This is a genomic window from Paenibacillus glucanolyticus, from assembly GCF_037333485.1.
In the GTDB taxonomy this organism is placed as follows: Bacteria; Bacillota; Bacilli; order Paenibacillales; family Paenibacillaceae; genus Paenibacillus_AQ; species Paenibacillus_AQ glucanolyticus.
This window is the reverse complement of record NZ_CP147845.1, coordinates 5,326,180-5,348,821: the sequence shown is the minus strand read 5'-3', so window position 1 is coordinate 5,348,821 and position 22,642 is coordinate 5,326,180. Positions and strand designations below refer to the sequence as shown.

General features: G+C 48.7%; 20 protein-coding genes. 14 read left to right on the top strand and 6 right to left on the bottom strand.

Annotated elements, in window-relative coordinates; genetic code table 11:
- Positions 1 to 31: 31 nt before the first annotated feature.
- Both WDY75_RS25025 and WDY75_RS25020 read right to left on the bottom strand, forming a co-directional pair.
- Positions 32 to 229: a helix-turn-helix transcriptional regulator gene (locus WDY75_RS25025; RefSeq protein ID WP_036641069.1), complete on the bottom strand. Its 198-nt coding sequence runs from the start codon at positions 227 to 229 to the stop codon at positions 32 to 34.
- 22 nt (positions 230 to 251) lie between these two features.
- A complete protein-coding gene (locus tag WDY75_RS25020; protein ID WP_228030064.1) occupies positions 252 to 761 on the bottom strand; it encodes a DUF6773 family protein in 510 nt (169 codons plus the stop codon).
- A 446-nt stretch (positions 762 to 1,207) separates the two neighbouring features.
- Here WDY75_RS25020 and WDY75_RS25015 point away from each other — a divergent pair, with 446 nt between their 5' ends.
- Both WDY75_RS25015 and WDY75_RS25010 read left to right on the top strand, forming a co-directional pair.
- Positions 1,208 to 2,110, top strand: a complete 903-nt coding sequence (locus WDY75_RS25015; RefSeq protein ID WP_082834305.1) for a putative RNA methyltransferase — start codon at positions 1,208 to 1,210, stop codon at positions 2,108 to 2,110.
- Positions 2,111 to 2,202: 92 nt separating this feature from the next.
- A complete protein-coding gene (locus WDY75_RS25010; RefSeq protein WP_036641072.1) occupies positions 2,203 to 2,634 on the top strand; it encodes a VOC family protein in 432 nt (143 codons plus the stop codon).
- 106 nt (positions 2,635 to 2,740) lie between these two features.
- On the opposite strand, the gene WDY75_RS25005 is transcribed toward WDY75_RS25010, so the two are convergent.
- The 4 genes from WDY75_RS25005 to WDY75_RS24990 all read right to left on the bottom strand — a co-directional run bounded on the left by WDY75_RS25005 (position 2,741) and on the right by WDY75_RS24990 (position 8,497).
- The gene (locus WDY75_RS25005) at positions 2,741 to 2,965 is read right to left on the bottom strand and encodes a hypothetical protein (protein WP_338841119.1); all 225 of its coding nucleotides are present in this window, start codon (positions 2,963 to 2,965) and stop codon (positions 2,741 to 2,743) included.
- A 666-nt stretch (positions 2,966 to 3,631) separates the two neighbouring features.
- Complete coding sequence (locus WDY75_RS25000) at positions 3,632 to 5,452, bottom strand: ABC transporter substrate-binding protein (protein WP_036641075.1); 1,821 nt, start codon at positions 5,450 to 5,452, stop codon at positions 3,632 to 3,634.
- 80 nt (positions 5,453 to 5,532) lie between these two features.
- Positions 5,533 to 7,041: an ABC transporter permease gene (locus WDY75_RS24995; RefSeq protein WP_036641076.1), complete on the bottom strand. Its 1,509-nt coding sequence runs from the start codon at positions 7,039 to 7,041 to the stop codon at positions 5,533 to 5,535.
- 13 nt (positions 7,042 to 7,054) lie between these two features.
- Positions 7,055 to 8,497 (bottom strand): ABC transporter permease, encoded by a 1,443-nt coding sequence (locus tag WDY75_RS24990; RefSeq protein WP_006208510.1) that lies wholly within the window; start codon positions 8,495 to 8,497, stop codon positions 7,055 to 7,057.
- A gap of 147 nt (positions 8,498 to 8,644) precedes the next feature.
- On the opposite strand from WDY75_RS24990, the gene WDY75_RS24985 reads away from it, so the two are divergent.
- The 12 genes from WDY75_RS24985 to WDY75_RS24930 all read left to right on the top strand — a co-directional run bounded on the left by WDY75_RS24985 (position 8,645) and on the right by WDY75_RS24930 (position 22,599).
- Entirely contained in the window at positions 8,645 to 10,387 is a 1,743-nt protein-coding gene (locus tag WDY75_RS24985; RefSeq protein WP_006208511.1) for an ABC transporter ATP-binding protein, read from the top strand.
- Between the two features lie 582 nt (positions 10,388 to 10,969).
- Positions 10,970 to 11,605, top strand: coding sequence for an SGNH/GDSL hydrolase family protein (locus WDY75_RS24980; RefSeq protein WP_063478749.1), 636 nt, complete (start codon positions 10,970 to 10,972; stop codon positions 11,603 to 11,605).
- A gap of 346 nt (positions 11,606 to 11,951) precedes the next feature.
- Entirely contained in the window at positions 11,952 to 13,073 is a 1,122-nt protein-coding gene (locus tag WDY75_RS24975) for a sugar ABC transporter substrate-binding protein (protein WP_006208513.1), read from the top strand.
- A gap of 144 nt (positions 13,074 to 13,217) precedes the next feature.
- Positions 13,218 to 14,708, top strand: coding sequence for a sugar ABC transporter ATP-binding protein (locus WDY75_RS24970; protein WP_082834306.1), 1,491 nt, complete (start codon positions 13,218 to 13,220; stop codon positions 14,706 to 14,708).
- Positions 14,705 to 15,700, top strand: a complete 996-nt coding sequence (locus tag WDY75_RS24965; protein ID WP_006208514.1) for an ABC transporter permease — start codon at positions 14,705 to 14,707, stop codon at positions 15,698 to 15,700. Before WDY75_RS24970 ends, WDY75_RS24965 begins: the two co-directional genes overlap by 4 nt.
- 269 nt (positions 15,701 to 15,969) lie before the next feature.
- Complete coding sequence (locus tag WDY75_RS24960) at positions 15,970 to 16,425, top strand: acyl-CoA thioesterase (RefSeq protein WP_036641080.1); 456 nt, start codon at positions 15,970 to 15,972, stop codon at positions 16,423 to 16,425.
- Positions 16,426 to 16,472: 47 nt separating this feature from the next.
- Positions 16,473 to 17,471 carry a Gfo/Idh/MocA family protein gene (locus WDY75_RS24955; RefSeq protein WP_063478750.1) on the top strand — a complete coding sequence of 333 codons (999 nt, stop codon included), beginning with the start codon at positions 16,473 to 16,475 and terminating at the stop codon, positions 17,469 to 17,471.
- 128 nt (positions 17,472 to 17,599) lie between these two features.
- Positions 17,600 to 18,676, top strand: coding sequence for a fatty acid desaturase (locus WDY75_RS24950; protein ID WP_063478751.1), 1,077 nt, complete (start codon positions 17,600 to 17,602; stop codon positions 18,674 to 18,676).
- A gap of 34 nt (positions 18,677 to 18,710) precedes the next feature.
- Positions 18,711 to 19,844, top strand: coding sequence for a sensor histidine kinase (locus WDY75_RS24945; protein WP_036641083.1), 1,134 nt, complete (start codon positions 18,711 to 18,713; stop codon positions 19,842 to 19,844).
- Complete coding sequence (locus WDY75_RS24940; RefSeq protein WP_006208520.1) at positions 19,841 to 20,443, top strand: response regulator transcription factor; 603 nt, start codon at positions 19,841 to 19,843, stop codon at positions 20,441 to 20,443. The genes WDY75_RS24945 and WDY75_RS24940 overlap by 4 nt, the downstream gene beginning before the upstream one ends.
- Before the next feature lie 365 nt (positions 20,444 to 20,808).
- Complete coding sequence (locus tag WDY75_RS24935; protein ID WP_036641084.1) at positions 20,809 to 22,029, top strand: cation:proton antiporter; 1,221 nt, start codon at positions 20,809 to 20,811, stop codon at positions 22,027 to 22,029.
- A gap of 81 nt (positions 22,030 to 22,110) precedes the next feature.
- Positions 22,111 to 22,599 (top strand): cation:proton antiporter regulatory subunit, encoded by a 489-nt coding sequence (locus tag WDY75_RS24930; protein WP_006208523.1) that lies wholly within the window; start codon positions 22,111 to 22,113, stop codon positions 22,597 to 22,599.
- Positions 22,600 to 22,642 lie beyond the last annotated feature (43 nt).

The following is a 22,642-nucleotide window of genomic DNA, read 5'->3' as shown; positions in this document are numbered from 1 at the left end:
TCTGTTGGTCCCAAATAAACGCCTTGCCAGTCTAGTCTTCATCCCAGAACAGATCATTGAGAGTACGCGAGAGAGCCTTGCAAATGGCCACGCACAAGCTGAGGGAAGGATTATATTTGCCAAGCTCGATCAATCCGATGGTCTGTCTCGAGACGCCGACAATCTGGGCTAATTCTTCCTGTGAAAGATCCTTTTGGACCCTTGCCATTTTCAGTTTGATATTTTTCATGCCAATTCACCTTGATACCTTTCTACGAATCAAACTCATCGTTCTGTGACATTCTTCGGCTGACCTTGTTGGCACCGTAGTGGATCGCAGAATTCATGACAACAAAGAGCGGGAGATAGATGATCAGCGAAACAAGGAAAACGATGAAGAAATACTTCCATTCGGTTAAACTGTTGCCATTCCCGTACAAGACCGCACTTCGGATACCGAAAAAAAGAGCGAGTACGACACCGATAACAAGACCCGAGATCGCAGTACGCTTACTGAACGAAACCTTGCTCTTCTGGTCGTGAATCTCTACCTCATCGGAGTAGATTCCCAGCGTCACGCTTCGGATGCCGAAATATAAGCTTCCTCCAATAATGATCAACATTTCCAGCAGAACGGATTCCGTTGTGGTCAGCATAAAAGACTTGATAATGACAGAAATACTGCAGATGACCATGATCAAGGTGTATACCTCTTTGTATAATTTGTTCTTCATATTGACGATGCGCTCATCCTCAACAGCGTTTCTCTTAAACCATTTCATATCCATCAATCCCTTCCGTCTCTCTAAAGAGTAAGTACCTGAAATTTCCTGAATACCTGAATTGTAATGGTATTTACGTCATTTTGCAATATATATATGTCATTATGATTAAAATAATTAACATGAACAAAAAAAAGAAGTATATCTTATCCATGCATGTTACCGTAGCGGCTGGCCTTTTTCTTGATATATTTTGCTATGTAGAGGAACAGTGAGCAGCGGGTTTACATCCTTTGTCCTCATGTTAAAATGGTTATTGGGCGCATATCACCCACGCAAAATAGAGGATAGGAGCGTGTTCGATGCCATGATCCATTACATTCGTTTACGTTAATGTGAGGTACAGATCGTATAAGCTCGGCCATTTTTAAAAAGAGTGATGGCTAGAGTTTATTTATCTGTGCCTTTTTCATTTCGTCATAACGAATGGAAAGGATGATTGGGCTGTGTCCAAAAATGAAAAGTTGTTGCAAAAAGCGAAACTGCTGTCGATTCATGAGCAGATGTTCAAATGCACGATCTGCGGCTGTTCCATGAAAGTTGAACGATTGGCAAGTGTAGTGTGCGAGAAGGGCCATTGTTATGATATATCCAAGCAAGGGCATGTGAACTTGCTCTCCCATGCAGTCACAACAAAATATGATAAGGCCCTGTTCGAATCCCGAAAACGGATAAACAACAGCGGTTTTTTTGACCCGATGATGGAGCGGATTACGGATCGGATCCTTCAAGCAGAGAAATCAGAAGGAACGGAGCTGAAGATACTGGATGCAGGCTGTGGAGAGGGTTCCCATCTAACTGGTATAACGAACAAACTTGGGAAGCGGCAGCTGGAGCAAAACGTGCTTGGCGTTGGCATGGATATTGCCAAAGAAGGCATCATGATGGCCGCAAGAAATGCACCCGGACATATCTGGTGTACGGCAGATCTGGCGAATAGCCCGTTCGCGGACAAGCAGTTCGATTTTATTATGAATATATTGTCTCCCTCCAACTACGCCGAGTTCGGTCGAATGCTTGCAGATGATGGAATGGTAGTGAAGGTGATTCCGGGAAGCGGTTATTTGCAGGAACTGCGAGAGATGTTCTACAGACAGACGAGCAGAGCGAGTTACTCCAATGACAGCACGATGAAGCTGTTTGGCCGTCACTTTGACCGGATGGATTCCGAGCGGATTCAGTATCGCGTCGATTTGGATTCCGGGCAGATGAGACACTTGATCCACATGACGCCGTTATCCTGGGGGGGTTCCCCGGAAGTCATTGGGCAGACGCTGAATGAAGAGATGGGGATAACCGTGGATTTGACTGTTCTCTATGGCTGGAAGAAGAACCAGAGGTTCTGGTAGTTAGATTCGGGAATTTATGTTTTGCTATTGTGCTCCTTTGGGAGATAATGTGAGTAGATGCCTATTATAAGAAAAAGGAGTTGACTAGTCGTATGACACTTCGAATGAATCCGTATCTCTATATGGACGGGAATGCTAAGGAAGCCGTTCAATTCTATGAGAAGGCTTTGGATGCCCATGTAATTATGCTTCAAACCTTTGGTGAAATGCCGGCTAACCCGGACTTTCCGCTGCCGGAGAATGCACGGGATCGCGTATCTCACGCTACGCTTCAGGTTGGGGATACGATCCTGATGTTATCAGATACGTTTCCTGGACAACCGGTTCAATCCAGCAATCAGGTTCAGATCTGCATTATGACGGATGCAGCGGAACAGGCGACACGAGTATATGAAGCACTCCGGGAGGGCGGACAGGTTGTCATGCCTCTTCAGGAGACCTTCTGGAGCCCGGCCTATGGCATCGTTGCGGACAAATACGGCATTAACTGGAATATCTCAACAGAAGTAGAAGTAAAAGGCTAGAAGCTGAGCGTCCAAAAGGAAACAATGCAAGAATCCCTAACGGTAAACCGTTAGGGATTCTTCTCATTCCAGTGGAGTGACCATCAATATGATATTCCCGTTGTGGTTATGCCCGGGTCCCATTCCACCACTTGTAATAGATTTGGACATGTCCGGTAGGTCTTGCCACGAGCGGGTCGATGACTAGTGTCTTGCCGCTTACCTTAAGCTCGATAACCTTCTTGTTCTTCTCGGCAGAGTCCACTTTCGCGAGGAAGGAGGAATCCGCCTGAAAGCCATACAGATTAAGGAGTTCGATCAGCATGCTGCGCTGCGTTTTATCGCTGGACATTAGGTAAAAGATTCTATAACGGCCCATGACGCAGATCAAAAATGGATCCAATCCAGGCCGGATTCTTTTGCTTACCCTGCTGCCTCGCATATCCAGCTTATACCTGTACCACTCCCGCCACGATCCCGTGGTGCCTTTCGCGCACGCTCAGCACTACGCGAAGCAGCTTTCCCAGGCCGGCGGGCATACGAGGGTGACGATCACTATTTCCTTGAAGGCTTGCCCGAGCTTGTAGACGATATCAAGCGTATATAAAAAAGGGACGACGTCAGCTGCGCATCATAGCTAATCACGCGACTTTCGTAGTTTGTCTAAGGTGCAAAAAAGAGAGCCGTGGCGCACTACCTAAAAGGATTGCTCCAGCGGAGAAGGCGGAATGATTCTGGAGAAGCGACAGCGGTCTCCTGAAAGCTTTCTGAAAGAAAGCTGCATCGTAAGCGTAAACCGCACCCGGATTTCTACATCAGCCCATTCATTCATAGAAATCTGGGGGCAACAGAGATCGGAAGAATCATCCGCATGCGGAGCGATACAAAAAAACAGACGGAGCGATGCAAAGATCTACCCACGAATATAGCGATGCTAAGGGAATCAGAAGTTAAGGGGCGCATATAACCTCACATCAAAAAAAACGACATCAGCTTTTCGCTAATGTCGTCCTCTTTTTTACTTGCTCGCTTTATATGCGCTCAAGAATTCCTTCACCTTCGCCGGGTCGGCTACCAGCTCGTTGCCGGTTTTGACAATCGGGCTGACGGTGGAGTAGGCTTTGATTTTGTTGTTGTTGTAGTAAGTCAAAATCTCATCCTGGTTGATCGAGTAGAGCACCGCTCTTCTCAGATCATCGCTTGTTGCCACATCACGGTTCTTCGTGTTGAACAGCAAGTAGGATACCGCGTTGCTCTCAATGGTTTGCAGTTTCAGCTTGCTGTCGCCTTTAACCACATCGTATTTTGTTTCAGGCACGCCGTAGTACAGGTGAATTTCGCCGCTGCGCAGAGCGGAGAGTGTGCTGTCCGCATCCTTGATGAAGCGCATTTTCACTTGCTCGATTTTCGGCTCGTGCTCTGTACCCTTCATGTAACCAGGGTTTTTGAAGAAGGTCGCTTCATAATCCGTTTTGGAAGACAAGATGTAAGGACCGCTTGCATACAGCGTATTGTTGTACTTGTCGCCTTCGGTTACCGTGTTCTGGTCACCATATGGGATGTCTTTGTTCACATCGAACTTCTCAACGTCATATGTGTTGATCGATTCGACTTGTTTCTTCGATACGATCCCCGCAGATTGGTGAGCCAGGTAGTTCAGTACTTGCGGGAACGGCTCTGTAGTAGTCAATTTGATAACCTGGTATTTACCGTCTTTCGTGCTTGCTTGGTTCTTGTCATTGACCAGGGAAGTGATTTTGGTATCCAAGCCTGCTTCAAGAGCATTCTTAACACTGTCGCCGCTTCCGGATACTTTCGTGTTCTCAAGAACGCTCATATCCGTTACAGCTTCAACGGTGTTGATGTGCTCGTGAAGCGTGTAGGTACGATGATCAGGTACTGAATTTTTGTCTTTGGCTCTGTTCATGGAGAAGATAACGTCGTCTGCGCCTACGCGTTCGCCGGAATCTTCGGCTTTTTTGTTCGTGATTTTGGCAAAGTTAATGTCATCTCTAAGAATGAAGTAGTACTCCGAATTGCCTTCACCGATGGCATGGTTGTAAGACAGCGAACCTTCGGACGTGATCTTGTCATCATCGGTCAGGTTGATCAGACGTACATTCATGTTGGTATTGATAATGTTGATGGAACCGTCATTACCCTTGATCGGATCAAGCGAAGTCAGTTCCGAGATCGATTGGGACAGAATCAGCGGCTGCGAAGCGCGCTTGGATTGATCTTTGAAATCAACAGCTTCCCAAGGAAGGGAGCGGGATTTCGAGAGACGGACAGAGTTTTCGTCCAGCACATCCTTGTTGAACGCTTGGCTCTTCAGGGAAATGTACAGCGGAGCGATGTAAGCTTTGTCTGTAACAAGACGTTGTTCCAGTTGTTTGTAGGTCTCAGCAGCGTCTTCAGGCGTTTGTGTTGCTGCTTGGTCGATCAGCTTGTCCACTTCTTCGTCGGACATAATGCTGTAGTCGCCGCCGGTTTTGAACAGGGAACGAACAGCATAGTCAGGGTTGCCTGTCACGGTCGTCCAGCTGGACAGTGCGACATCATAATTACCGGCATCCTGTTGAGCTTTGTAGCTGCCGTAGTCCGGCTGCAGATTCAGCTTCACGTTGAAGCCGTTCTTTGTAAGCTGGTCGCGAATGATGTTGATATCCGATTCGCCGGAGCTCATGCCAAGAAGTTCAATATTCACAGCGGATGTATCTGCTGCTGTATCGGATGGTTCTTGCTGATTTTGCTGTGCATCATCTTTGGTTGTTACGTTGCATCCGGCCAGTACGATGACTAGCGAGAGGACCAGTAACAGCAAGGAACTCTTTTTCATTGTGGATACCCTCCTGAGTTGTAAAAATATATATAAAATATTATTGAAACCAAAGTTAGTGTGCTTTACTTGCTGGAGGTTTAATCCAGCTTAGGATCAAGCGCATCCCGCAGTCCGTCCCCAAGGAAGTTGAAGGACAGCACCAGTGCAATGATGGCAAGGCCCGGATAAATGGCCAGGTAGGAATGCGTCTCAAGGTACGTGCTTCCGATCTTGAGGATATTCCCCCATTCCGGAATGTGCGGCTCAACGCCGAGACCCAGATAACTCAAGCTGCTCGTCGAGATGACGGCTGCACCGATAGTCAATGTGGATTTGACAATCATGGGAGCGAGCGAGTTAGGAACGATATGCTTGAATATAATCGAAAAATTGCTGGAGCCGAAGGCTCTGGCTGCATCAACATATTCAAAGGTGGAGACAAGGAGCACATTCGCCCTCATTGTTCTTGCATATGTCGGTATAGCGCCTACGCTGAGTGCCAGAATGAGATTGACGGTGTTGGCTCCGAATGCAGCAATGATCGCAATGGCAAGCAGGATGCCCGGTATTGCGTACAACACATCCAGCAATCGCATGATAATGTTATCGGTATGACGGCCATAATAGCCGGAGATGGCACCCAGAACGCCGCCGATGATAACGGGGATCGCCGTTGAGGCAAATCCGACAATCAGCGAAATCCGGGCTCCGAATACGATGCGGGAGAACAAATCCCGGCCGAAGTTGTCCGTACCGAATGGATAAGCAAGGCTTGGCGGCTGCAGAATGGCACTGTAGTTGTTATCAATCGCAATACTGTAATCGAAGGTGAACAGGCTGCTTACCGATAGACAGAACAGGAAGACAACAAAGAACAGTCCAGACATGGCCGTCTGGTTAGCTGTAAGCTTCACCCATACGTCGCCCCAGCGGGTCATCGCCGGATTGCCGTTCTTGCGGATTTTGGCTAGCAGATTAATGCCGAGCACCAGGGCAAATATATTGCCCGTTACTGCAGTCAGAATGATCGGAAAGGCAAGCCAGATCATTCTGGGATGAGCGTAGTTCGTTTTTACATATCTGGCAACCAATATAAGAGCGACCAGCTGAATGATGGCCATGATCAGAAGTGTTGCCATCGCTGGCAGGAATGTATTTGAGACATAAGGCTTAAATAGATTCAGCGCCGATACAGCGATGACAAACAGCTGGGTTAACAGCATATAGACGGCAATCGTATATTCAGGCGGCTTCTGTTTCTTGATCAGATTGAAACCGAAAGTAACGGTAAACAGGTTTCCTGTGACGATGCTCAGCAGCTGGATGTAACCCAGAATCCTCGTGGAGCGCCGGATTTCTCCCTGGCTTCGAAGATCTCTTCGGATCAGCAGCGTAATGATAATCTGAATGATGGTAAAGAGTGCGTACACTGCAAAGGCGGTGAACACCCACGGTTTGATGGTTCCCCCAGTGAAATCAAAGCTGTTCAGCAGCAGGATCACCGTTAAGGTCAAAGATATAACCCATGTGAAGCTGGCTTGACTGTACTCGTGTGAGGATTTCAGCTGGTGTTTGGTTTCTTGTTTAGAAAGAAGCTTCTTGATCATGAGTACACCTGCTTTAGTATTGTTTCATCTTGGACCTGATCCGTGGATCAAAGAACGCGTACAAGATATCAATAATGACATTCACCAGTGAAATGGTAATGGCTGTGTAAACCACGCCGCCCATAATGGCCGGGATATCGGGGATAAACTGTTTATCCACAATGTAACTGCCGATACCGCTGATGTTAAAGACCTTCTCCGTTACGGCTGAACCGCCGAGCATCCCACCGAACTGAAGTCCGATGACGGTAATGATAGGAATAATGGCGTTGCGGACAGCATGCTTCATTAGAATGGTGCGCTTGCCGAGCCCCTTCGCCCTGGCTGTGATCATATAATCTTCATTAATGACTTCCAGCGTCGAAGACCGCGTCATTCTGGCTACCGAAGCGGTGAGTCCCGTCCCGAGCACGATGACCGGCATAATCATGGACAGCCAGTTCTCCGGATTAAAGGTGGCAGGCAGCCATTGCAGCTTGATCGAGAAATTCAGGATAAAGATCAATCCCTGCCAGAAGTTCGGAATGGACAGTCCGAGCAGAGCCACAAACATAAAGGTATAGTCAAAAAACGAATTCGGTCTCGTAGCCGAGATAATCCCGATTGGCAATGCGATCGCAATCGCAATGATCAGGGAGATAACCGTGAGTGTCAGCGTGATCGGGAACTTCCTGGCGATGCTTGAGGTGATCTCTTCGTTGCCAGAGAAGGATTTCCCAAGATCGAAATAGGCGATTCCCTTAATATTGTTCCACAGCTGCGTCAAGTACCCTTGGTCCAGACCGTGCATTTTGTTAAAAGCTGCGATCTGCTCCGGTGTTGCCGTCTCCCCCAAAATGTTGGCTGCCGGGTTGAACGGCGACAAGTGGAGGATCGTAAAGACGAGCACCGCCACGCCGAAGATCACGAAGACCGTCATGACGAGTCTCTCCAGAATATATTTCAGGTAGGGATTGCTGTACAAAAAAATAAGGATGTACATCAGCAGGCCCGGAATTAGTGATATAATGAAAAACAACGGATTCTCGATAAGAGAACCAAATGTATCGGCCATGGTCAAACGCTTCTGCTGGTTCAGCTTCAGTTCCTTGCCGGTTCTTTCCTTGAGGACTTCCTGGAACCTGGCTTGAACGATCTTGTCAACTTCCTGCCGAAGCTGCCCTTCATTGACCTTTTGCTTGAAGAAGCCATGCTTGCGCTTCTGCTGCTCCATAATTTCGGTGCGTAGTGCTTCCAAATATCCGGCAGCCAGCATCTCGCTGCGTATGCGGTTCTCAGCCGCAGCGTAGTCATCCTTCTTCCTCTGAACCAAATAAAATAGGAAGACCACGAGATTCACGGGCGCTCCCAATAATAATAGTAAGTATCTATAAGAAGGATTCAGAAGGATCTTACTGTAGGTGCTGCTTATTGAACTTATGAGTCTGTTTGGTCTTGCTGCTTCTGTCCCCCCCATAAGGTGCCTTTCCTCCTTGTTCCAAATTGCATTATTCCGAGTGATATAGTATATTTTATTTTAGCCTATTTTAAAAGTCAATAGATTATAAGAGTTGCAGAGGATATTACCTTTTTAACATAAACGCATAATGGCAGGTGAGCAGAGTTGGAACCGATATTGCAGGTTAAAAATTTGAGTGTAGCCTTTCAATCCCGCGATTCAGAATTCCACGCAGTGCGCGGGGTGAGCTTTGAGGTGAAAAAAGGCGAAACGCTCGGAATCGTTGGTGAATCCGGGAGCGGCAAAAGCGTCACGGCACGCTCGATCATGCGGCTGCTGCCGTCCCCTCCTTCTTATATGAAGGATGGAGAGATCCGGTTCCTGGGCCAGAATCTGGCCGAGAAAACAGAGAAGGAAATGGAGAGTATTCGCGGTCGGGACATCGGGATGATATTTCAGGATCCGATGACGTCGCTTAATCCGACTATCCGAATCGGCGAACAAATATCGGAAAGCCTGGTTAAACACCAGAAGCTGTCCAAGCACGAGGCGAAGAAGCAAGCGCTTGATATGCTGAAGCTGGTTGGCATTCCGAACAGCGAAGCGCGCTACAATCAATACCCGCACGAATTCTCGGGCGGCATGCGCCAGCGGGTCATGATCGCGATTGCGCTTGCGTGCAGACCTGCACTGCTGATTGCCGATGAGCCTACAACGGCACTTGATGTGACGATACAGGCACAGATCCTCAATCTGATGAAGGATATGCAGGAGAGGTTCGGATCTTCCATTATATTGATCACGCATGACCTCGGCGTCGTAGCGGGCATGTGTGATCGCGTGGCGGTAATGAAGGACGGCGTTATAGTAGAGACGGGAACGACGGAGGAAATCTTCGAGAATCCGCAGCATCCCTACACCTTGAAGCTGTTAAATGCGCTTCCGCGTCTGGACGAGAAGAAGAAAGCGAAGCCGGCGCCGATCATCGTGCCGAGCACGGACTATAAGGGACCTCTTTTGGAGGTTAAATCCTTGAAGCAGTATTTTGATATGGGCAAAGGCAATGTCCTCAAAGCGGTGAATGATATCAGCTTTCACATTCAGGCCGGCGAGACCCTCGGGGTAGTTGGAGAGTCCGGCAGTGGGAAATCGACGACAGGACGAGCTATTCTTCGCCTTCATCAGCCGACAGGGGGAGAAGTGCTGTATCAAGGCATGTCCGTTAATCGTCTCTCTCCTTCGGAAATGAAGGCGATGCGTCGCCATATGCAGATGATATTCCAGGATCCGTATGCTTCACTGAACCCAAGATTGAAGGTTGTGGACATCATCGGCGAAGCGCTGGACGTTCACAAGCTGACCGGCAGCAAGCAGGAGCGAAAGAAACGGGTCGAGGAGCTGCTCGATATGGTCGGATTGGATCCGGCCTATGCCACACGCTATCCGCATGAATTCTCCGGCGGTCAACGCCAGCGGATCGGGATTGCGCGCGCGCTTGCGGTAGAGCCGAAATTCATCGTGTGTGATGAGCCGCTTTCCGCGCTCGATGTATCGATCCAGTCGCAGATCGTAAAGCTGCTGGAGGAACTACAGCACCGACTTGGATTGACGTATCTGTTTATTGCACATGACCTGTCGATGGTCAAGCACATCAGTGACCGCGTTGCTGTTATGTATATGGGCAAAATCGTGGAGCTCGCAGAAAGCGAGGAGCTGTACTCCAATCCGCAGCATGATTATACAAAGTCTCTGCTGGCGGCCATTCCGGTTCCCGATCCGAAGATTGAGTCCCAGAAGAAACGGGTGCTGCTGGATGAACGCACCGGTGAGGACAAGTATAATCTGGAGCATTCGGAGCTGGTGGAGGTATCGAAAGGCCACTGGGTGGCCATGCCAACCGGAGCCTGATCGTACAATAATAGAACCTGTCCCGACCGGAGTCGGGGCAGGTTTTTTGTTGAATAAGGAGTATGAAGTTCAGAAGTTTACCGCCTTGATCTCGCAAAAAACTTTCGCTAATAACTTCGGCTGGATAGATTGAACTAATGAAAAGAAGAACCTCAACGGAGAAGGCGGAATTATTCTGGAGGAGCGGTAGCGGTCGCCCGAAAGCTTTCCAAAGGAAAGCTCGCATCGGAAGCATATACTGCACCCGGATTTCAACCATTTTTAATGGATTGATAGAAATCTGGGGGCAACAGCGATCGGAAGAATAATCCGTATTCGTAGTGATGCTCGGGCTGAGAATCTTTAGTTCAACTTATATAGATGCGGTCTGTCTTCTGAGGAAGGTACGTCGATAGACGTCTTCCTGATTCAACGGGGCAGTCCAAAAATTCACTCATAAATCGATGATTTGCATGATTCATTAAAAGGAATTGAGCCCTGTATGGCAAATATGTAATCCTAGGAAGCGTTCTCACGAGAAATGAGCGTAACGAGTTTCCAATTGTACGTACAATAGCACCATACGGATGAGGAGGAAATGCAATGAATCGTTTGCAGCAAGGGGATGTTGTATTATTTCAAGGGGACAGCATTACGGATTGCGGACGTGACCGGAACTTCTCCGGCAGCTTGGGCAACGGCTATCCGCTATTGATCGACTCGTTGTTTGGCATGAAATTTCCGGAGTTGAATGTAACCTTTTTGAATAGAGGGATCAGCGGAAACCGGGTCATCGATCTGAATGGCAGATGGCAGGAGGATTGCCTGGACCTGAGGCCCGACTGGGTATCCATCTATATCGGAATCAATGACACCTGGCGCCGGTATGATAGCGGAGATCCGACAAGCACCGAGGATTTCAAGTCCGGGTACCGTAAATTGATCAAACGCACCAAAGAGGCGCTGGACGCCAAGCTGGTTCTCGTAGAACCGTTTGTGCTGCCGCATCCGGAGGATCGCAGAGTTTGGCGCGAGGATCTGGATCCGAAAATTACGGCGGTACGCGAATTGGCAGTTGAATACGGTGCGCTGCTGGTGCCGCTGGACGGCTTGTTCGCTGCAGCGTCGGTGCGCCGCGAAGCGGCCTTCTGGGCTCCGGACGGCGTGCATCCGTCACCTGCCGGGCACGGCCTGATTGCGAAGGCTTGGCTCGAAACGATGGGCGTTCGTTTGGATTAAGGCATACACCCTGTAGGTGTAATATGCACTTAAACAGCTTGTCCACTAAAAAGAGCTCGGGCATGAAATGTATGCAGCCCGCAGCTCTCTTTTTTCATAAGAATGACATACAGCTCTGAAATGCAGGCTTGCAGCTACCGATACATATATAAACAAAGGAATGACGTTGAGAAAATGCAAGCTTCCCGAAGGAGGCCTGCCCGAGAGTTAGAAATAACTTTCATTTTTTTTGCCTGCATGGTGTAATGCATTAAAGCGAAAAAATAATAGTTGACGCCTTTGTTTAAATCCTATAGGATTACTTGTATTAATAGTCCTTTTTACGGAAAACAGGGGGAGAGAGAACATGAAAGGCAGTAAACATGTAAGGAAATTAACGGCGCTGGTGCTCGCGTTTATGATTGTCTTAACCGGATGTGCCGAATCAGGCAGCGGCAGTGGTAAGGGAGCAGGCAATCTGGCCGACAAGGTCGAGAACCTGCCGGCAGGCATTGCCGAGAAGGATCCGGTGAAGCTGATGGTGGTTCGCAAGATCGGGGGCGATGATCATACGGCACAATTTTTGGCTGGTGCGAAGCAGGAAGGCGAGGCTCTCGGCTTTAAGGTAGATACCTTCTCGGCGAACGGGGACTCCGCCAAATTCCATGATGCCATCGCGCAGGCCATTGACAGTGATTACGATGGATTTATTATATCGCATGGAGACGATCCTGCATCGGTTCAAGATGTGAAGAAGATCACGGATAAAGGGATTCCGGTTGTCACCTTCGACTCCCTGCCGGAGATCGGAGACATTGCAGGGGTTACGCAGACCTCGCAAGACGATGAGCAGCTCGCGAAGCTTGCGCTGGACAAGCTGGTTGAGGAGCAAGGACCGGATGCTAACATTGCATACCTGTGGGTAGATGGATTCCCGCCGATGGTACGCCGTAATGCAGTCTATCAGGAAACGTTGAAGAACAACCCGGGCATTAAGGAAGTGGAGCGCTTCGGCGTAGCGAGCGACCAGACTTCCCTGGAAACGCAAAATGCGGTATCCGCCATCCTGACGAAATATCCGAAAGGTGAGCTCGACGCGATCTTTGCAACGTGGGATGCGTTTGCGATCGGCGCGGCCAGAGCGCTGGAGGAAGCCGGACGTACCGAGGTTAAGATTTACGGCATCGACGTGTCCAATGCGGACCTGGAGCTGATTCAGAAGAAGGACAGCCCATGGGTGGCTACGGCTGCCGTAGATCCGAAAATGATCGGTGCAATCAATGTCCGTTTGCTTGCCAAGAAAATTGCCGGAGAGGAAACACCTGCTGTTTACAACCTGGAGCCTGTATTGATTGAGCGTTCCGGCCTTGAGGGTTCAACCGAAGCGGTTAACATGGTGAACCTGGCTGATATCATCCCTAGCTGGGGAACGAGCACCGAGTTCGAAGAGGACTGGATGAAGGCACTGAAAGCTGCCAACGGCAAATAAACAGCATTATTCCTACAGGCGCTCTTGTCGGTTATCGATAAGGGCGCCCTATCCTATTTGAAGGGAAGAATACACTTGCGAAGCGTTATGGAGACAACAGCCGTCACTTCGACCACTCTGTCGACTGAGGCCCCCTTACTTCAAATGAAGCACATCTCGATTTCTTTTCCAGGCGTTAAGGCGTTGACCGATGTTGACTTTCAGACGACCGCAGGGACTGCCCATGCGTTGATCGGTGCGAATGGAGCGGGGAAATCGACTCTGATGAAGATCCTATCGGGAGCGTACAACCACTACGAGGGAGAAATCTGGCTGGATGGACGCGAGGTACAGATTCGTTCGCCGAAGGAAGCGAAGGATCTCGGCATTCAGATCGTGTATCAAGAGGTGGATACGGCACTCATTCCGAACCTGACCGTCGGGGAGAACATCATGCTGGACCGGACGGTTCATGATATGGGAAGAAGGCACCTGATCCGCTGGAAGGAACTCTATCAGGAAGCCGAATCCATCCTGGCGCGCATGAATATACGGGTCTCCGGCAAAAAGCTGATTTCGGAGCTGACGCTGGCCGAGAAGCAGATGGTCCTGATCGCAAGAGCCGTCTCCAAGCAGTGCCGGATTCTGGTGCTCGACGAGCCGACAGCTCCGCTCAGCCACAGCGAAACCGAGCAGCTGTTCAAGCTGGTGCGCAAGCTGAAGGAGGATGGAGTCAGCATTATTTTCATATCACACCGGCTGCCGGAGCTTTATGAAATCTGCGACGAGATTACGATTATGCGGGATGGCCAGCTGGTGAAAAGCGATCGCATCGCGAATATCGACCAGCCGAAGGTGGTGGAATACATGCTGGGTGCCAAGATGGACCAGCAATTCCCCCGCATCGAGCGAGAAATCGGTCCCACCTGGTTTGAGGTGAACAACATGCTGGACAGCGGCAAAATCAACGGCGTGAATCTCCATATCCGCCAAGGGGAAATTGTCGGTCTGGCGGGACTGGTGGGCGCCGGGAAAACGGAGCTGTGCCGGGCAATATTCGGAGCATCCGATACTTCGACCGGCGAGATCAGGCTGGGCGGCAGCAAGCTTCGCATCCGCTCGCCGCATGACGCTGTGCGGTATGGCATTGCCCTGGTGCCCGAGGAGCGCCGCCGCGAGGGCGTGTTCGTTGAAGAGCCGGTGTCCGTTAATTTAACGGCCGCGGTGCTGTCCCATTTTTCCAAATGGGGGTCCTGGCTGAGCTTTGGCAAGGAGAAACAAGCGGCGCGAGAGATGATTGAGCGTCTCGGGATCAAGACCCCGAGCGAGAAGGCGCGGGTGAGAAATCTGTCCGGGGGCAACCAGCAGAAGGTGGCGATTGGAAAGTGGCTGCTGGTCGATGCGGATGTGTATATTTTTGATGAGCCGACCAAGGGGGTCGACGTTGGCGCGAAGCGAGATATATTCAATCTCGTGGCCGAGCTTGCCAAGCGGGGGAAATGCGTGCTGTACGCCTCAAGCGAGCTGTCCGAAATCGTTGGCATCACTGATCGGGTGTATGTGATGTATGACGGCAGTATCACTAAAGAGCTGACGACGCGGTCATCCCATGAAGAGGAAATATTGCTTTATTGCACAGGAGGCGGGTTGACATGAATACAGCAAGACCTGTTAAGGAGAAGCCGGCGGCTAGCTTCGCATTTGATTTTCTATATAAATACGGCACACTGATTACGGTATTTGTGCTTATTCTCGTCTTCGGCACGGTGGCCGACAACTTTTTGAATACTAGCAATATCATTAACATTCTCCGTTCGATTTCGATTGTTACGATTATTGCCGTGGGCTTGACGGTTTCGCTGGCCGTAGGCGGCTTCGACTTGTCCGTCGGCTCGACGGCCTCCCTGGCGAATGCACTGGTCATATCCATGTTCGTCTGGCATGGGCAAAATATAGGCATCGGCATTGGCCTGACACTGCTGTTCTGTCTCGCTGTAGGGCTGATCAATGCCTTCCTGGTCATCAACTTCAAGATCGATGATATGCTGATGACCTTAGCGACGATGTTTATATTCCAAGGGGTTGCTCTTACGTATACCCGCGGCGCTACGATCTCCCAGAATATGATTCTGCCCAGCGGGGACTTTGCTACCGGCAAAATTCCGGCGGTGTTCGAGAAGATCGGGCAAGTTCCCTGGATCATTGTTATTATGGTGCTGGTTGTCATCGTGGTTCACCTATTCCTGACCTATACCAAACATGGGCGGTATATGTACATGATCGGCGGCAACCGCGAAGCGGCGGCTTTATCCGGAATTCCAGTGAGTAAATATCGTCTGGCTGCGTACCTGGTTTCGGCCCTGTTCGCTGCGATCGGCGGGATTATACTCGGTGCCCGAGTGATGACAGCCGAGGTCAATTCCGGCGGACCTTATCTGATGGATGCAGTCGCTGCGACCTTCATCGGATACTCGGTGTTTGGAGCGGGCAAACCGAATGCACTGGGGACCTTTGTGGGCGCGGTGCTGATCGGTATTTTGCAAAATGGCCTGATCATGCTGTCCGTTCCTTATTATGCAATGGATATCGTGAAGGGCTCCGTTTTGGCGTTGGCGCTTGCCTTGACTTACTATAAGAAGAGGCATTGATACAGCCATTGTAGGCAACCGCCGCGCTTGGAAGCTGGAACAGCAAGGTTGAGGCTTCACTTACATCACATACACATGTATACTTTCTAAAGACCTTCCCTCCAGTGATCCTGCTGCCAGAGTGGATGGTCTTTTTCCTATAAATCCGGTATGTTATCCATGATTTGGCTATTTAGTTGACGTACGTAACTTTTTTTCATTATCCTTGTAGAAGGCTGATTTTAAATTGTACATACATTCGCCTCTTATAAAGAGAAAGGGGACTCATCATGAAAAAAACAACCTTTATCCAACCGGATCCTCAGACTTGGCTGGACACTTTCCACTTTGAAATTCCGATAAAGATAAGGTACTGCGAGACTGACATGCTGGGTCATGTGAATAACGTCAGTTATTTCATGTATTTTGAACAGGGACGCATTGAGTATTTCGAGAATTTGGGATTAACCGAGGATTTATTCAGTGACAAGACCGTATCGGTTGTTGCGGATCTGGAGTGTCAGTATCTGGCACAGCTGTATTTGAAGGACCCGCTCAAGCTTCATGTCCGGGTGTCAGAGATCGGGCGTTCCTCGATGGATGTGCAGTATGCGATTGTGGTGGACGGTGCCTTAAAGGCTGCCGGACGCGGAACCATTGTGCTCATTGATACGGCGACAGGCAAGAGCACGCCGATTCCGGATTCGGCACGAGAGAAGATTGCTGCATTTGAAGGATGGGTGTAAACGAGTAACGAAATCAATTATGAAGATAAGAGGGGAAGGGATTAAGGATGACCATCCGTTTTGCCATCATCGGCACAAACTGGATTACCGAGCGGTTTATTCAAGCGGCTCTGGAGACCGAGGAGTTTATTCTTGCCGCCGTGTATTCTCGAGCGGAAGAGAAGGGCAAGGTATTCGCGGCAAAGTATGCAGATCCAAAAGTATACACTTGTCTCGAGACGATGCTGCAGGATGATGAGATTGACGCTGTGTACATTGCGAGTCCGAATGCCTATCACGCAGAGCAGGCTGTACAATGCATGAACCATGGGAAGCATGTCCTCTGTGAGAAGCCGATGGCCTCCAATGCGGTTGAAGTGTCTGCGATGATTGAAGCTGCCAAGAACAATAACGTGCTGCTTATGGAAGCCTTGAAGTCGACATTAATGCCGAACTTCAAAATCGTAAGGGACAACCTGTACAAGCTGGGCCCCATTCGGCGTTACTTCGCAAGCTACTGCCAATATTCCTCCCGTTATGATGCTTATAAGCAGGGCACGGTTCTCAATGCATTCAATCCCGAGTATTCCAACGGCTCACTGATGGATCTGGGCATCTATTGCCTGTACCCTCTGGTTACCCTGTTCGGTAAACCGGACTCCGTGAAAGCTTCAGGCTTTATGTTATCCACCGGGGTTGATGGGGAGGGGAGTCTGTTGTTATCATATCCGGAAATGGAAGCCGTCATCATGCATTCCAAGATCAGTGATTCCTATGCTCCTGCCGAGATCCAGGGCGAGAATGGAACAATGATCATCGATAAGATCAATCAGCCGTATGATGTGAAGATCCACTATAGAGACGGCACGATTGAGAACGTAACCCAACTGCAAACCCATGAATCCATGTATTATGAAGCTCAGGAATTCATTGATTTATTAAAATGCGGTGAACGGGAAAGTGCAACTAATACGCATGCCAACTCTCTCATTACCGCTGAAATCATGCAGGAAGCCAGACGCCAGATCGGCTTGAGGTTCCCGGCGGACTCCCGGGCAGGTATATGATATTTGTCATACTCCCGAAATGACGTTTATGACTACGACGCACATGACAAACTATTTATAATTAGGTTAGACAAGTGCGTAATGAGATCATAACGTCCTTGCGCTTCATTACGAGGAGGAAGACAACTATGGCTAAGCCCGATAACAAACTGTCCAGCTTGAAAAAGAACGTTGCCCCTTATGAGGAAATTGACACAAAGGCGAGTATAGGTCAGCTTCTTAATACACTGGTTCCCTTAATACTGCTATGGTATGCCGCCTATCTAAGCTTATCTGTATCTTACTGGCTTACCATTCCCATAGCCGTTATTGCTTCGGGGTTTGTTGTTCGGACGTTTATCATATTCCATGACTGCACTCACGGGTCTTTCTTCAAGAATCGCCGGGCGAACAGAATCCTTGGCACGATTACGGGCGTTATTACGCTGTGTCCTTATGAGCAGTGGAAAAACACGCATGCCATTCATCATGCTACGAGCAGCAACCTCGATAAGCGGGGAATCGGCGATATGTGGGTACTAACCGTTGAAGAGTATGGAGCGGCATCCTTTTGGCAGCGTCTGTACTACCGGGTTTACCGTAACCCGATCGTCATGTTTGTCCTTGGTCCCATCGCTATTTTTCTGGTTTCCTATCGTTTTAACCGTAAAGGTGCGAGACGTAAGGAGAAGATCAGCAACTATATAACGAATATTTCGATTGTGGCTTTGTATGCAGTGCTATGCTGGGCGATTGGATGGCAGGCATTCCTGCTCGTTCAAGCTCCGATATTCATGGTATCGGGTATGCTGGGGATATGGCTGTTCTATGTACAGCACCAATTCGAGGAGACGTACTATGAGCATGATGAAGAATGGAGTTATATCAACGCAGCCGTTGAAGGCAGCTCTTATTACAAACTGCCGAAGGTTCTGCAGTGGATCACGGGCAACATCGGCTTCCATCATGTTCATCATCTTAGTCCGAAGGTTCCTAACTATAACCTTGAGAAGGCGCATGAAGCAGCACCTCCTCTTCAAAAAGCAACAACGATTACGCTGAAAACCAGCTTGAAGTCCATTCGCTTCCGTTTATGGGACGAAGAGAAAAAACTGTTTGTAACATTTAAGGATGCACGGCGATCGCTGCGTACGTCAAAAGAATCAGTATTGGAGAAAGCCGAAAAGAACCTGGCAAGCCCGAGACCCAGAGTGCAGGGCGAGTAATTCATCAGCTTGAACCGACGGAAGGTGGGACCCCATGCAGAAATGGTATCAGATATTTCATAAAAGCACGGGGTTAAGCCCGTATGTATGGGTTGTCTTCTACATCCTTCCGTTTTATTTCATCTTCCGGTCGACGTCTACCTATCAGATTGTCATCGGTATTCTGATGATTGTGATGTTTTTTGCCTTCTATGTCTTGTCCTTTCTGTCGAAAGGCTGGGTTGTATATTTCTGGACGAGTCTGCAGATTCTGATATCAATCACGATGTCTGTGGTTTTCAGTTACATCTATTTCTCGTTGTTTCTCGCATTTTTTATCGGGAATATCAGGAATAAGGCCGGTTTTTTCACGCTGTATACCGTTCATCTGATAACGACAGTCATTACGGTCAATTATGGATTATTAACGCGGAATCCGTTCTTTATAACACAGCTGCCGTTTGTTCTGGTCAGTGTGGTAGGCGTAATTCTGCTTCCCGTGACCAACTATAACCGAAATAAGAATGATCAACTCCAGGGCCAATTGGAGGATGCGAACAAACGGATCTCTGAACTCGTCAAGCTGGAGGAGCGCCAGCGGATTGCCCGCGATTTGCATGATACACTGGGACAAAAGCTGTCTCTCATCGGTCTTAAAAGTGATTTGGCCGGCAAATTGATGACACAAGATACGGCAAGAGCCCAAGCCGAGATCGACGATGTTCGCCAGACGGCCAGAACCGCACTGAAAGAAGTGCGCGAGATGGTGACGCGGATGCGGGGCACCCGGCTTACGGATGAGTTCTTCCGCATTCGGCAAATATTAAAGGCGGCTCAGATCGAGCTGACCTTTGAGGGAACGCTGGAGCCGGATAATCTTTCGTTAATGAATGAGAATGTAATCAGCATGTGCCTGAAAGAGGCCGTGAATAATATAGTCAAACATAGCAATGCAACGACCTGCTCCATTGCGATTGAATCCACCGAAAGCGATCTGGTTGCGAGGGTGAAGGATAATGGAACGGGATTTGTGACGGATACGAAGAATCGCGGTAATGGGCTGCGAGGCATGAGAGAGCGGCTTGAGTTCGTGAATGGAAGCATGGAGTTCACTTCTGGCGAGGGTACAACGCTTGTCCTTCGAGTACCTACTGTGCTCAGACTGCCGGATAAGGAGGCGGGAATATGATCAGAATTGTCATTGCCGAAGATCAGCGGCTGCTGCTTGGAGCTCTGGCCTCACTGCTTGATCTGGAGGAAGATATGCAGGTGGTTGGAACGGCGGGCAATGGGAAGGATGCCGTAAAGCTCGTCAAACTTCATAGACCGGACATCTGTATCATGGACATTGAGATGCCCATGATGAACGGGCTTGAGGCGGCCGAAGAGTTGAAGGGTTATGGCTGTAAGGTTATGATCTTGACTACCTTTGCCCGGCCCGGGTATTTCGAGCGTGCCGTGAAGGCAGGTGCTAACGCGTATCTGCTTAAAGACAGCCCGAGCGAGGAATTGGCTGCATCCATTCGCAGCATTATGGCAGGCAGACGGATATATGCCTCGGAACTGGTGGACGAAGCCTATTCCGGTGAAGAGAATCCGCTGACGGAACGGGAAAAGGAAGTTCTCAGTCTCATTGCAGACGGCAAGAACACCAAAGAAATCGCCACCCAGCTATTCATTACAACAGGGACGGTTCGTAATTATATTTCCGTTATTCTGGATAAACTTGGCGTCAGCAACCGGATTGAGGCGATTACCCGCTTTAAGGAAAAAGGCTGGTTTAAATAAATACGAAAATGACAGAAGCCCCGTGGCACTAGCCATGAGGCTCTTTTTTTTCTGTTCGAAAAGGATATCGGTTGTAGAGATGCGTGGCTAAGTGTAGATACATGGATTTTTTTACCTGTTGTATCATGCATAATAATGTATATTTATTCATTATTGCAGGATTGTTTGTGATTTTCGGATAGAATTTATATTTAATGGAAACAATGAAATAACTAATCAAATAATGAGATTTATTATGAGCTCGAACATAATGATCTAAATCGGAGTCAACCAAAGAATATGGATGCATTTTTGTAAATGTATGCATTTTTATGTATAATAGAAATGATTGCCAGTAATAAAATTTGAGGAGGAGGAGGTCTTCTATGGATCATATGATGTTTGAGGTTGGAACTGCTCTGATTCTGGTTGCTATAGCCTCTGCGATTGCCGGAAAACTCAAGTTCTCAATTATACCATTCTTGATTGTACTGGGGATGCTTGTAGGGCCACATGCACCAACGATAGGTATTCTGGATTTTAAGTTTATCGAGAGCCAGGGAATCATTGATTTTCTGGGGCAGATGGGTATCCTATTCTTGCTATTTTATCTCGGCCTTGAATTCTCCGTTCAAAAATTGATCAAATCTGGACGAAACATTGTGGTAGGCGGAACCGTATATGTAGTATTGAACTTTGTACTGGGTCTTGCTTACGGATTCCTGATCAATATGCCACTGTATGAGACGTTGATCATCGCAGGAATGTTGTCTGTTTCTTCCAGTGCGATTGTGGCTAAGGTACTGGTAGATCTGCGACGCACCGGTAATGCGGAGACGGAGCTTATTCTCGGTATGATTTTGTTCGATGATATTTTCCTTGCCGTGTTCTTGTCGATCATGTCTGGACTGCTGTTAGGCGGGGCGACATCGGTAGGAGCAACGATCATCTCGGTTTGTATTTCCATTGGCTACATGCTGTTGTTCTTTGTCATTGCGAGAAAAGGCCCGCCTATACTTAACAAATTGCTGAATATTACGTCCAGCGAGATTTTCATTATTGTTGTTTTCTCAACGATGTTCTTTATTGCCGGGTTCTCAGAGACCCTGCACGTAGCCGAAGCGATCGGCGCGCTGTTGTTTGGACTAGCTCTATCCGAGACGGAGCATAGCGAGCGGATTGAGCAGCTGGTTATTCCTTTCCGTGATTTTTTTGGGGCAATATTCTTCTTCAGTTTTGGTCTTGGTATCGATCCGACCACCCTGGGAAATGCGTTATGGCTGGCACTTGGCGCCGTGGTGCTGACCATTATCGGCAACCTCGTTGCTGGTATGATCGCGGGACGCAAGGCTGGACTGTCGCATAAGTCGTCGCTTAACATCGGGTTGACTATTATGGCACGGGGCGAGTTTACGATTATCGTTGCCAATCTGGGACTCGCGGGCGGACTGTCCGCAATGCTGAAACCATTCTCTGCGCTCTATGTTCTGATTCTCGCGATTCTTGGGCCTCTTCTAGCGAAAGAATCAAAACGCGTGTACCGTGGAATGAATCAATTATTCAAATGGACCGATCCTGTGGAGAAAGTGAAAAAAAGGAAAGCATAAGGACGACCGAGATGATTTACTTTCTCCCAACTAATCTATATAATCTAGAGATTGAATTAACCCAGAACGGAGGATTTACACATGAGTATTATTCGCGAATCTGATCTGCCGGGTATCGGGAAGAAGTTCCTTATTCAGGCGAGATCAGGGGATAAGCTGGTTGTTGTTATACATGACGACGGCCGAAGAGAGCTGTACCACTTTGAAGATGACAATCCTGAGGAGAGCATCTCCCAGATTACCTTAGAAGATGACGAGGCTAGACAAATCGCCGGGATTATTGGCGGCATGACGTATAAACCGAAAGCATTGGAGACCATTGAGGTGACACTGGAGGATCTGATCATCGAATGGGCACGAATTGAGCCGCATTACAAATGCGTGGGACAATCCATTGCGGGGCTACAGGTTCGTCAACGTACAGGTGCTAATGTATTAGCGATTGTGAACAAGAAAGAGCAGAGAATCAATCCGGGTCCGGACGATATCCTGACAGCGGGATCGACATTGGTGCTTGCGGGAGAGCGTAAACAGATCAAGCAGTTGAAAGAGCTGCTGGTCAACGGTTAATAGCGATAAGATTCACTGATCGGTGATGACCATATCCGAATAT

Excerpts from the sequence above, each read along its gene's own strand:
- WDY75_RS25025 (WP_036641069.1), bottom strand. The coding sequence starts at position 229 with ATGAAAAATATCAAACTGAAAATGGCAAGGGTCCAAAAGGATCTTTCA.
- WDY75_RS25020 (WP_228030064.1), bottom strand. The coding sequence starts at position 761 with ATGAAATGGTTTAAGAGAAACGCTGTTGAGGATGAGCGCATCGTCAAT.
- WDY75_RS25010 (WP_036641072.1), top strand. The coding sequence starts at position 2,203 with ATGACACTTCGAATGAATCCGTATCTCTATATGGACGGGAATGCTAAG.
- WDY75_RS25005 (WP_338841119.1), bottom strand. The coding sequence starts at position 2,965 with ATGTCCAGCGATAAAACGCAGCGCAGCATGCTGATCGAACTCCTTAAT.
- WDY75_RS25000 (WP_036641075.1), bottom strand. The coding sequence starts at position 5,452 with ATGAAAAAGAGTTCCTTGCTGTTACTGGTCCTCTCGCTAGTCATCGTA.
- WDY75_RS24995 (WP_036641076.1), bottom strand. The coding sequence starts at position 7,041 with ATGATCAAGAAGCTTCTTTCTAAACAAGAAACCAAACACCAGCTGAAA.
- WDY75_RS24990 (WP_006208510.1), bottom strand. The coding sequence starts at position 8,497 with ATGGGGGGGACAGAAGCAGCAAGACCAAACAGACTCATAAGTTCAATA.
- WDY75_RS24980 (WP_063478749.1), top strand. The coding sequence starts at position 10,970 with ATGAATCGTTTGCAGCAAGGGGATGTTGTATTATTTCAAGGGGACAGC.
- WDY75_RS24975 (WP_006208513.1), top strand. The coding sequence starts at position 11,952 with ATGAAAGGCAGTAAACATGTAAGGAAATTAACGGCGCTGGTGCTCGCG.
- WDY75_RS24970 (WP_082834306.1), top strand. The coding sequence starts at position 13,218 with ATGAAGCACATCTCGATTTCTTTTCCAGGCGTTAAGGCGTTGACCGAT.
- WDY75_RS24965 (WP_006208514.1), top strand. The coding sequence starts at position 14,705 with ATGAATACAGCAAGACCTGTTAAGGAGAAGCCGGCGGCTAGCTTCGCA.
- WDY75_RS24960 (WP_036641080.1), top strand. The coding sequence starts at position 15,970 with ATGAAAAAAACAACCTTTATCCAACCGGATCCTCAGACTTGGCTGGAC.
- WDY75_RS24955 (WP_063478750.1), top strand. The coding sequence starts at position 16,473 with ATGACCATCCGTTTTGCCATCATCGGCACAAACTGGATTACCGAGCGG.
- WDY75_RS24950 (WP_063478751.1), top strand. The coding sequence starts at position 17,600 with ATGGCTAAGCCCGATAACAAACTGTCCAGCTTGAAAAAGAACGTTGCC.
- WDY75_RS24945 (WP_036641083.1), top strand. The coding sequence starts at position 18,711 with ATGCAGAAATGGTATCAGATATTTCATAAAAGCACGGGGTTAAGCCCG.
- WDY75_RS24940 (WP_006208520.1), top strand. The coding sequence starts at position 19,841 with ATGATCAGAATTGTCATTGCCGAAGATCAGCGGCTGCTGCTTGGAGCT.
- WDY75_RS24935 (WP_036641084.1), top strand. The coding sequence starts at position 20,809 with ATGGATCATATGATGTTTGAGGTTGGAACTGCTCTGATTCTGGTTGCT.
- WDY75_RS24930 (WP_006208523.1), top strand. The coding sequence starts at position 22,111 with ATGAGTATTATTCGCGAATCTGATCTGCCGGGTATCGGGAAGAAGTTC.